The following is a 9,988-nucleotide window of genomic DNA, read 5'->3' as shown; positions in this document are numbered from 1 at the left end:
GGCCAATGGCTTCCGCCATTTCTTCAACGCCTACATGTCGGGCGCCGCACTGGCGCCGGTGCTCAAGAACCTCTCCGGCGCCGACCGCAAGGCCTATCACCTGACCGCCGATTACACCTGGGGCTGGACCCAGGAGGAATCGATCGTGGCCGCAACCGAGGCGCTGGGCTGGGAAACCGTGAACACGGTGAAAACCCCGCTCGCCGCGACCGACTTCTCGTCCTACATCGCGCCGGTGCTGAACTCGGGCGCCGACGTGCTGGTGCTGAACCACTACGGCGGGAACATGGTCAACTCGCTGACCAACGCGGTGCAGTTCGGCCTGCGTGAGAAGATGGTCAACGGCAAGAACTTCGAGATTGTCGTGCCGCTCTATTCGCGCCTGATGGCCAAGGGTGCGGGCGAGAACGTGAAGGGCATTCACGGCTCGACCAACTGGCACTGGTCGCTGCAGGACGATGCCTCCAAGGCCTTCGTCAAGTCGTTCGGCACCAAGTACGGCTTCCCGCCAAGCCAGGCGGCGCACACGGTGTATTGCCAGACGCTGCTCTATGCCGATGCCTGCCAGCGGGCCGGGACCTTCAACCCCTGCGGTGTGGTCGAGGCGCTCGAAGGCTTCGAGTTCGACGGTCTGGGCAACGGCAAGACGCTCTACCGTGCCGACGATCACCAGTGCTTCAAGGACGTGCTCGTGGTGCGCGGGAAGGAAAACCCGACCTCCGAGTTCGACCTGCTGGAAGTTGTCGAGGTGACCCCGGCGGCGCAAGTGACCTATCCGCCGGATCACCCGATGTTCGCCGGCGGCAACCTGGGCACCTGCAACCCGGGCGCCTGATCACGGCCGGTCCGGGCCATGCTTTGGCCCGGACCGCTCTTTTTTTATCCGGGAATTCGGTTGAACATGCCGGCGGTCCGCAAGGTCCGCTTCGGCGCGTTGTTGCCAACCCAAAATCACGGTGGGGACCATGGACGCACTCCTGCTGCAAATTCTAAACGGGCTCGACAAAGGCTCGGCCTATGCGCTGATCGCGCTGGGTCTGACACTCATCTTCGGCACGCTTGGCGTGGTGAACTTCGCGCATGGCGCGCTGTTCATGATCGGCGCCTTCTGCGCCGTGACACTGCAGCGTATCCTGAACCTGAGTTTCGAGACCATCGACGAGACCCAGAAGGATTTCCTGGGCAACCCGCTGAAGGTCAAGACGCCTTATGTCGAATCCTGGTTTGGCCCTGATCTGGGCAGCTCGATCATCGACTGGTCGGTGCCGCTGGCCATCCTGTTTGCGATCCCGGTGATGCTGTTCGTCGGCTACGCCATGGAGCGCGGGCTGATCAAGCATTTCTACAAACGCCCCCACGCCGACCAGATCCTCGTCACTTTCGGCCTCGCCATCGTGCTGCAGGAAGTGGTCAAGTACTTCTTCGGCGCCAATCCGATCCAGACCCCGGAACCCGACATGCTGCGTGGCTCGGTCGATCTGGGCGTGGCGGTCGGCTTTCAGGCCAACGCGATCATCTACCCGATCTGGCGGCTGGTCTATTTCTTCTTCTCGGTGGCGATCATCGGCGGCATCTTCTCCTTTCTTCAGTTCACCACCTTCGGGATGGTGGTGCGCGCCGGCATGGCCGACCGCGAGACGGTGGGCCTGCTGGGCATCAACATCGACCGCCGGTTCACCATCATGTTCGGTGTCGCCGCCAGCGTGGCAGGTCTGGCCGGGGTGATGTACGGCCCGCTCAACCCGCCCAACTACCACATGGGCATGGATTTTCTGGTGCTGAGTTTCGTGGTTGTGGTTGTCGGCGGCATGGGTTCGCTTCCGGGCGCCGTGCTCGCCGGCTTCCTCCTGGGCATCCTTGAAAGCTTCGCCTCGACCACCTGGGCGACGACGACGATCCCGGGCATCAACCAGATCATCATCTACCTCGTCGCGATCATCATTCTGCTGACCCGTCCGCGGGGCCTGATGGGCCGCAAAGGCGTGATGGAGGACTAATTCATGCTCGGACTCGACAAGAAAGACGCCACGCTTCTGATCGTGGTCGCGGTGCTGACGCTCTGCGCGCCCTTCATCCTGAACCCGTTCCCGACCGACAGCGCCATGGCGCAGTTCAACGCGGGCTATCCGGACCTGATGCAGCGGTTCATCATCTTTGGCATCTTCGCCATCGGCTATAACATCCTGTTCGGGCTGACCGGCTACCTCTCCTTCGGCCACGCGGCCTTTCTCGGGGTGGGCAGCTATTCGGCGGTCTGGATCTTCAAGCTGTTTTCGTACAACGTGCTGCCGGCCATCGGCCTCAGCGTCGTGGTTGCCGCGATCTTCTCGCTGTTCATCGGCTTTGTCAGCCTGCGGCGCTCGGGCATCTACTTCTCGATCCTGACGCTGGCTTTCGCGCAGATGTCCTTTGCGTTGGCCTATTCGGTGCTGTCGAACCCCAAGTTCAACCTGACCAACGGGGAAACAGGCCTGCAGGTCTATGCCGACGACCCGCAGTGGTTCCACCGCGACAGCCTGCCCGACCTGCCGCATCTGTTCGGCCTGTCCATGCGGTCGACCTACACGCTGGACGTGGGCGCCTGGAGCTTTGACTTCAACGCCGGCTACTACCTCTGTGCGGTGATCATGATGGTCGTGTTCTACCTGGCGATCCGCATCTTCCGCTCGCCCTTCGGGATGATGCTGCGAGCGGTGAAATCGAACCAGCAGCGGATGAACTACACCGGCCTCAACACGCGTCCCTATACCCTGGCGGCCTTCGTCATCTCGGGCATGTACGCGGGCCTCGCCGGTGGCCTGATGGCGGCGATGGACCCGCTGGCAGGCGCCGAACGGATGCAGTGGACCGCCTCGGGCGAGGTCGTGCTGATGACCATCCTCGGTGGCACCGGCACGCTGATCGGGCCGATCCTTGGCGCCGGCTTCATCAAGTATTTCGAGAACATCTTCTCGAAGATCAACGACACCGTCCTGCACGAATGGTTCGCCCTGCTGCCGGACGGGATCGAGGATTTCATGGTGTTCATCGTCCACCCCTTCATCGGCAAGGGCTGGCACCTGACGCTGGGCCTGTTGTTCATGCTGGTGGTGATCTTCCTGCCCGGCGGGCTGGTCGAGGGCGGTCAACGGCTGTCGCGGCTTCTGAAACGGCGCGGCACCAAGGCCAAACCCGAAGATTCCGAACATCGCCCCGAAGAAAAACCCCACGTGGCCGAGTGAAAAGGACGCTGATATGGGCATTCTCGAAGTCAAGAACGTCAACAAGAACTTCGGCGGCCTCAAGGCGCTGAGCGAGGTGAACCTGAGCGTGCGCGAGAACACCGTGCACGCCATCATCGGCCCCAACGGGGCGGGCAAGTCCACGCTGCTGAACTGCCTCGTCGGCAAGCTGATCCCGGACACCGGCAGCGTCATGTTCGACGGCCAGTCGGTGCTGGGCCGCTCGCCCTACGAGATCAACCAGATGGGCATTTCCCGCGTGTTCCAGACGCCCGAGATCTTCGGCGACCTGACGGTGATGGAAAACATGCTGATCCCGATCTTCGCCAGGCGCGACGGAGCCTTTCGCATGCACGCCTTTGAATCCGTCGCCAACGAGCGCGAGATCATCGAACAGGCCGAGCATGTTCTGGAGGACATGAACATGGCCGACAAGCGGGGCATGCACGCCGCCTCGATGTCGCGCGGCGACAAGCGGCGGCTGGAAATCGGCATGTGCCTGAGCCAGGAGCCGCGCCTGCTGCTGCTGGACGAGCCCACCGCCGGCATGGCGCGGGCCGATACCAACAACACCATCGACCTGCTCAAGCAGATCAAGCAGGACCGCGACATCACCATCGCCATCATCGAACACGACATGCACGTGGTGTTCAGCCTTGCCGACCGGATCACCGTGCTGGCGCAGGGCACCCCGCTGGTCGAGGACGATCCGCAGAACATCAAGGGCAACCCCAAGGTGCGCGAAGCGTACCTGGGCGAGTCGGCGTAAGGAGAAATTCAGATGAAGGTCAAACCGGACTTTTCCAAACACGCCAACCAGGCCGAAACCGCGCCGGCGTTCCTCTCGGTCTGGGACATGCATGCCTATTACGGCGAGAGCTACATCGTGCAGGGCATCAACTTCAACGTGCACGAGGGCGAGATCCTGGCGCTGCTGGGCCGCAACGGCGCCGGCAAGACCTCGACGCTGCGCGCCATCGCCCGCATCGGAAGCCCGCAGGTGACCCACGGCGAGATCTGGCTGGATCACCAGCCGCTGCACAAGATGAGCTCCCACGAAGCGGCCAGCGTCGGCCTGGGTCTGGTGCCCGAGGATCGGCGCATCATCCCCGGCCTGACGGTCGAGGAGAACCTGCAACTGGCCCAAATCGCCCCCCCTGTCGGCTGGTCGATCGACCGCCTGTACGAGCTGTTCCCGCGCCTGGGCGAGCGCCGCAAGCAGGAGGGGGTGACGCTCTCGGGCGGCGAGCAACAGATGCTGGCCATCGCCCGGGCGCTGGCGCGCGACCTCAAGGTGCTGCTTCTGGACGAACCCTATGAGGGGCTGGCGCCGGTGATCGTCGACGAGATCGAAAAGACGCTGATGCTGATCAAGGAGCAGGGCATGACCACGATCATCGTCGAACAGAACGCGGTGCGGGCGCTGGAACTGGCCGACCGCGCCGTGATCCTCGACACCGGCACCATCGTCTTTGACGGCACCGCCTCGGAGGTGCTGGAAAACGCGGAACTGCGGGCCGAATACCTGGCGATCTGATCCTCCTTCCCCGTCCGCACCGGCCCAGCGCGGCCTGCGGTACAGAACTGGCCGGTCCCCTGCGGGCCGGCCTTTTTCCGTTCGGGCTCCGGGCGGGTTTCGCTTGTCCCTGCGCATGGCCCCCCGCAAGATGCGCGGATGAAGATCTGCGCGATCACCATGGTTTACCGCGATCACTGGGCGCTGTCCCAGTGGTACGACCATTTCGCCCGCCACCTGGGGGCGGAGAACCTTTTCATCGTGGCCCATGGCGCCGACCGGGCGCTGCCCGCGCTGTGCCCCGGCGCCAACATCCTGACTGTGCCGCGCGACCGGCTCGACGGGTTCGACGGCATGCGCGACCGGGTGCTGAACGGGTTTCAGGCCGGGCTCGGCGCGGTCTATGACTGGGTGATCCGCACCGATGCCGACGAGCTGATCTGCCTCGACCCGGAGATCTTCGCCAGCTTCGCCGACCTGCTGGCGGTGCAGGAGCGCGACGTGGTCTTTGCGCTGGGTCTGAACGTCGTCGAACGTCCGGACGATCCGCCGCTGGACAAGGGGGCATCGGCGCTGTCCACGCGCTCCGGCGCGCTGTTCTCGGGCCTCTACAGCAAGGCCTGGGCGGTGCGAAAGGGGCTGCCGCTGCTGCGGCACGGAGTCGGGCTGCGCCGTAAGGTGCTGGAGAGCTACCCGCTGAGCCTACCTGCTGGGGTTTACCTGGCGCATCTGAAATACGCCAACCGTACCGCTTTGCGCCGGTCCAACCGCCACCGGCGCGAGATCGCCAACAGCGGCGGCAAGGGGCTGCCGGGCGCGGCCTGGCAGAAACCGCTGCTGGCCGAGCGCAAGTTCTATGCCCGGTTCGAGGCGTTGCCGGAACAGCCCTGGGACGCCTGCGCCGAAGACGCCCTTGCGCGGATCACCGCAGACCCGGTCCGCGATACCGGCAAAGGGGTCTTGCGTGCGCAGAACATCCAGTTCGACGCGCGCACCACCCTGCCCGGGCGCATCCGCCGGTTCTGAACCGCGCTACTGCGCGGTCCAGCCGCCATCGACCGGGATCGCGGTTCCGGTGACGTTATGGGCCACCGGGTTGCACAGCCAGAGCGCCAGTTCACCGATTTCCGAGGGGTCGGACAGACGCCGGCTCGGTTGTTTCTCGGACAGAAGATCGGCGATGCCGGCATCGCGGTCGCCGCCAAACTGCGCCGCCCGCGCCTCGACCTGGGGTTCGATAATCGCGGTCTCGGTCCACCCGGGACAGATGCAATTCACCGTCACCCCGCCCTTGGCCCGCTCGCCCCGGGCGGCATATTCCAGCGCCGCGACACGGCTGAGGCCGACCAGCCCGAACTTGGCCGCCACATAGGGCGCCTTTTCCTTGCTGGCGACCAGCCCGTGCACGCTGGCGATGTTGATGACCCGGCCATAGCCGCGCGTCGCCATGCCCGGCAGGGCCGCGCGCATGGTGTCGAAGGCGGCGCTGAGGTTGATCGCCAGCACGCTGTCCCAGACCTCGCGCGGCATCTCGGCCAGGGGCGCGGTGTGCTGGATACCGGCGTTGTTGACCAGGATGTCCGGCCCGCCCCAGGCGGTAACCGCCGCCATCAGATCCGCGATGCGGTCGGGGTTGCGCAGGTCGCCGTCAAAGAACTCCGCCTGCGGCGCGCCGAGGTTGCGCAGGTGGGAGCAGACCTCGTCGATCTGGGCGTCGCCCGCGATCCCGTGCACCGCGATGCGCGCCCCGGCCCTGGCCAGCACCTCGGCAATCGCAAGGCCAATGCCCTGCACCGACCCGGTGATCAGGGCCGTCTTTCCGGCAAGGTCCGTCATTGGCTCTCCTCCAGCATCTTTCGCAGCTCGGTCTTGAGGATCTTGCCATAGTTGTTCTTGGGCAGTTCGGCGATGGAAACGTACGCTTTGGGCCGTTTGAACCGGGCGATGTTCTCGTTGCAGAGCGCGTCAAGCTCGGCCTGCGCCACCTTGCCCACGACAAAAGCGACCACCTCTTCGCCCCAGTCGGGATGGGCGCGGCCCACCACCGAGACCTCTCGCACTTCCGGATGGGTCAGCAGTACCTCCTCGACCTCGCGCGGATAGACGTTGGAGCCGCCGGTGATGATCATGTCCTTGGAGCGGTCCTGCATGGTGACGAAGCCGTCGTCATCCATGAACCCCATGTCGCCGGTCATCAGCCAGCCGTTCACCAGCGTCTTGGCGGTGGCCTCCTCGTTGCGCCAGTAGCCCGGCATCACCACGTCGCCGCGCACCATGATCTCGCCATGCTCGCCAGCGGGCAGCGGGTTGCCCTGCGCGTCGCCGATTCGCACCTCGACCGGGGATTGCGCGCGCCCGACGCTGAGCAGCCGTTCGCGCCAGCGGGGATGGGAGCGGTCGGCGACCAGATCGCGCGGCAGCGCAGCAATCCCCATCGGGCATTCGCCCTGACCGTAGATCTGTACGAAAACCGGGCCGAAGTGTTCAACCGCCTCGGTGATGTCGGCCAGATACATCGGCCCGCCGCCATAGACCACGGTGCGCAGCCCCTCGCCGGTCTCGCCCGCGGCCTTTGCGGCGGCGGTCATGCGGTGCACCATGGTGGGTGCCGCAAACATCTGCACATTGCCGAAATGGCGCGACAATTCGAAGATTTCCGCCGGGTCGAAGCCGCCGGAAACCGGGCAGACATGGCGCGCTCCGACCAGCACATGCACCATGTTGTAGATCCCCGCGCCATGGCTCATCGGCGCGGCGTAGAGTATTGCATCCTCGGCGCTGGCGAAATCCACGTCGACCGGATAGGCCAGCGACATGTCCACCAGCATCCGGTGGCTGATCCGCACCCCCTTGGGCCGCCCGGTGGTGCCGGAGGTGTAGAAAAGCCAGGCCAGGTCGTCCGACGCGCGCGGCGCCGGCGCGGCAATCGGCGGCTGCGCCAGCGCGGTGGCGTATTCGGGTCCGGTGATGTCGATGAACCGGCCCGGCGCTTCGGCCTCCTTCAGCGCCTCGGTCAGGCCGGGCGAGGTGAAGCAGAGTGCGGTTTCCGAGTTCTCGAGGATATAGGCCGCCTCACGCCCGTGGAGCTTGGCATTGATCGGCACCACGACGGCGCCGGCGTACCAGATGCCGTATTGCGCGATCAGGTAGTCGGGGCAGTTCTTCATGAAGATCCCGACCCGGTCGCCGGGGGCAATCCCCTGCGCGGCCAGCCAGCCGGCCAGGCGCGCGGCGCCATCATGGAATCCGGCGTAATCGGCCACCTGATCCCTGCCCGAGAACAGCGCCGGGTGATCCGGGTTCAACTGCGCCTGCCGTTGCAGCCAATTCCCGAGGTTCATGATTTCACGCCTTCGAGGATGGAGGCGTAGTTGGCCACGCCGGAGCCGCCCATGTTGAACACCAGCCCAAGTTCGGCGCCGGGATGCTGCATCGCATCGGCCTGGCCCAGAACCTGCCGGGCGATCAGCGCATGCATCGAAACGCCGGTGGCGCCGACCGGGTGCCCCTTGGCCTTGAGGCCGCCGGAGAGGTTCACCGGCAGCCGTCCGCCGGCATGCACCACCCCGCCCTCGAGCAGGTCGGCGGCATGACCATGGGCGGCCAGCCCCATCGCCTCGTAGATCAGCAGTTCGGCGATGGTGAAGCAATCGTGCACCTCGGCCACGTCGATGTCGTCGACGGTGATCCCGGCCCTTGCATAGGCGGAATGGATCGCCTTGCGCGGTCCCTCGAAGGCCAGCAGGTCGCGCCGGGACATCGGCAGCAGGTCGTTCACCTGCGCGATGCTGCGCATCCTGACCGCTTTGGACACGCTGCCCAAAACCTCTTCGGCAACCAGCACGATGGCGGCGGCGCCGTCGGACACCAGCGAGCAGTCGGTCTTTTTCAACGGCGCGGCAATCACCGGGTTCCGGTCCGAGACGGTGGCGCAAAACTCCTCGTCCATCGGTTTCTGCAGTTGCGCCAGCGGGTTGTTGACCGAATTACCGTGGTTCTTGGCGGCGATCCGGGCCAGCGCCCGGGAATGGTCGCCGTATTTGTCGAAATAGGCCTGGGCGAATTGCGCGAAGATGCCGGGAAAGGAAATTCCGGCCTCTTCCTTCTGGTAAGAGGCATGGCCCAGCGCGGCGGTCACATCGGCGCCGGGCAAGTGGGTCATCTTTTCCACCCCGATCACCAGCGCGACCCTGGCCTCGCCCGCGAGGATCGCCTGACGCGCGGCAAAGACGGCCGCCGAGCCCGAGGCGCAGGCGTTCTCAAGCCGCGTCGCGGGCTTGTAGCGCAGGCCGGGGTCGATCCCCATCGCCAGCGAGGCGGGAAATCCATCGGGCACCATGCCCGCGTTGAAGTGCCCCATCCAGATGCCGTCCACGTCGGATCCGGCGATTCCGGCATCGGCCAGCGCCTGGCCGCCGGCCTCGGCAATCAGATCCTCGAGCCCCTGATCGGTAAGTTTTCCGAACTTCGTATGTCCCCAGCCCGCGATATAGACCATGGTCGTCCTCCCATCACATTCGCGCCAAACAGTAGCGCCGCGCCCATGCCCCCTTCAATTCCGTATTAATACCCGGCACAGTGGCCCCGCATGAACGACAGCCCCGGTGATATCGCGTTTTTCAATGCCCCGATCGGGCTGGCCGAGTTGGAGAACCGGGTGATCCGGCGCGCCAACCTGCGCTTCGTGCGCACCTTTGGCGGCGGTGCGGCGGAATACGTGAACCGGCCGTTGCGCGATTTCTATCCCTCGGAAGCCGAGTTCGAGCGGATCGGCGCGCGCGGGTTGGCGGTGATGCGCCGGACCGGCGAGTACCATGACGAACGCATCATGCGGCGGGCCGACGGCGACCTGTTCTGGTGCCGCGTCCGGGGCCAGTCGCTGACGCCCGAGGATCCATTTCGGCACGGGATCTGGTCGTTTGCCGACATCTCCGACGAGCGGCCGATGGTGCGGCTGACCCCGCGCGAGCGCGAGGTCGCGATCCTGACCTGCCGGGGGCTATCGGCCAAGGAGGTCGGGGCGGAACTGGAGCTGTCGTACCGGACGGTGGAAACGCACCGGGCCCGGTTGCTGGAGAAATTCGGCGCGCGCAAACTTCCTGAACTGGTGGCAAAACTGTCGGGAATGCCGCTTTGACCGCCGGTCGGGGCGCTTGACCCTTGTCACGGCGGGCATGGATGGGGTAACGGCGCTTTTCACGGTTCCCGCCATGGCCTATAAGCGCGAATGATTTGCATGCCGGCGCGGGCG

Annotated in this window: 10 protein-coding genes; 7 read left to right on the top strand and 3 right to left on the bottom strand. The window is 65.2% G+C overall.

The features are described from left to right. From P1U75_RS16560 to P1U75_RS16535, 6 genes are all read left to right on the top strand, one after another. Positions 1-835: ABC transporter substrate-binding protein (locus tag P1U75_RS16560; protein WP_300245214.1), on the top strand; the 835-nt coding region annotated here is incomplete at its 5' end. Positions 836-965: 130 nt separating this feature from the next. Beyond that, positions 966-1,997: a branched-chain amino acid ABC transporter permease gene (locus P1U75_RS16555; RefSeq protein WP_300245213.1), complete on the top strand. Its 1,032-nt coding sequence runs from the start codon at positions 966-968 to the stop codon at positions 1,995-1,997. 3 nt (positions 1,998-2,000) lie between these two features. Next, on the top strand, positions 2,001-3,221 hold the full coding sequence (locus tag P1U75_RS16550) for a branched-chain amino acid ABC transporter permease (RefSeq protein WP_300245211.1): 1,221 nt from the start codon (positions 2,001-2,003) through the stop codon (positions 3,219-3,221). 13 nt (positions 3,222-3,234) lie between these two features. Then, the gene (locus P1U75_RS16545) at positions 3,235-3,990 is read left to right on the top strand and encodes an ABC transporter ATP-binding protein (protein ID WP_300245210.1); all 756 of its coding nucleotides are present in this window, start codon (positions 3,235-3,237) and stop codon (positions 3,988-3,990) included. A 12-nt stretch (positions 3,991-4,002) separates the two neighbouring features. Next, entirely contained in the window at positions 4,003-4,758 is a 756-nt protein-coding gene (locus tag P1U75_RS16540; RefSeq protein WP_300245209.1) for an ABC transporter ATP-binding protein, read from the top strand. A 138-nt stretch (positions 4,759-4,896) separates the two neighbouring features. After that, on the top strand, positions 4,897-5,763 hold the full coding sequence (locus tag P1U75_RS16535) for a glycosyltransferase family 2 protein (RefSeq protein WP_300245208.1): 867 nt from the start codon (positions 4,897-4,899) through the stop codon (positions 5,761-5,763). 6 nt (positions 5,764-5,769) lie between these two features. Here the strand turns inward: P1U75_RS16535 and P1U75_RS16530 are convergent, their stop codons facing one another. From P1U75_RS16530 to P1U75_RS16520, 3 genes are read right to left on the bottom strand one after another with little or no spacing between them, the layout of a single operon-like run. Next, positions 5,770-6,573, bottom strand: a complete 804-nt coding sequence (locus tag P1U75_RS16530; protein ID WP_300245207.1) for a 3-hydroxybutyrate dehydrogenase — start codon at positions 6,571-6,573, stop codon at positions 5,770-5,772. Further along, the gene (locus P1U75_RS16525; protein ID WP_300245205.1) at positions 6,570-8,078 is read right to left on the bottom strand and encodes an AMP-binding protein; all 1,509 of its coding nucleotides are present in this window, start codon (positions 8,076-8,078) and stop codon (positions 6,570-6,572) included. The genes P1U75_RS16530 and P1U75_RS16525 overlap by 4 nt, the downstream gene beginning before the upstream one ends. After that, complete coding sequence (locus P1U75_RS16520; RefSeq protein WP_300245203.1) at positions 8,075-9,235, bottom strand: acetyl-CoA acetyltransferase; 1,161 nt, start codon at positions 9,233-9,235, stop codon at positions 8,075-8,077. The genes P1U75_RS16525 and P1U75_RS16520 overlap by 4 nt, the downstream gene beginning before the upstream one ends. A 90-nt stretch (positions 9,236-9,325) precedes the next feature. Here P1U75_RS16520 and P1U75_RS16515 point away from each other — a divergent pair, with 90 nt between their 5' ends. Then, positions 9,326-9,874, top strand: a complete 549-nt coding sequence (locus P1U75_RS16515; RefSeq protein ID WP_300245201.1) for a PAS and helix-turn-helix domain-containing protein — start codon at positions 9,326-9,328, stop codon at positions 9,872-9,874. Positions 9,875-9,988: the final 114 nt, after the last annotated feature.

The organism is Antarcticimicrobium sp. (assembly GCF_029212575.1).
Lineage (GTDB): Bacteria > Pseudomonadota > Alphaproteobacteria > Rhodobacterales > Rhodobacteraceae > Antarcticimicrobium.
The sequence above is the reverse complement of the archived record's forward strand: the minus strand, read 5'-3'. Positions and strand labels throughout refer to the sequence as shown.

Coding starts and splice junctions, on each gene's coding strand:
- P1U75_RS16550 (WP_300245211.1), top strand. CDS start 2,001: ATGCTCGGACTCGACAAGAAAGACGCCACGCTTCTGATCGTGGTCGCG.
- P1U75_RS16515 (WP_300245201.1), top strand. CDS start 9,326: ATGAACGACAGCCCCGGTGATATCGCGTTTTTCAATGCCCCGATCGGG.
- P1U75_RS16555 (WP_300245213.1), top strand. CDS start 966: ATGGACGCACTCCTGCTGCAAATTCTAAACGGGCTCGACAAAGGCTCG.
- P1U75_RS16525 (WP_300245205.1), bottom strand. CDS start 8,078: ATGAACCTCGGGAATTGGCTGCAACGGCAGGCGCAGTTGAACCCGGAT.
- P1U75_RS16535 (WP_300245208.1), top strand. CDS start 4,897: ATGAAGATCTGCGCGATCACCATGGTTTACCGCGATCACTGGGCGCTG.
- P1U75_RS16520 (WP_300245203.1), bottom strand. CDS start 9,235: ATGGTCTATATCGCGGGCTGGGGACATACGAAGTTCGGAAAACTTACC.
- P1U75_RS16540 (WP_300245209.1), top strand. CDS start 4,003: ATGAAGGTCAAACCGGACTTTTCCAAACACGCCAACCAGGCCGAAACC.
- P1U75_RS16545 (WP_300245210.1), top strand. CDS start 3,235: ATGGGCATTCTCGAAGTCAAGAACGTCAACAAGAACTTCGGCGGCCTC.
- P1U75_RS16530 (WP_300245207.1), bottom strand. CDS start 6,573: ATGACGGACCTTGCCGGAAAGACGGCCCTGATCACCGGGTCGGTGCAG.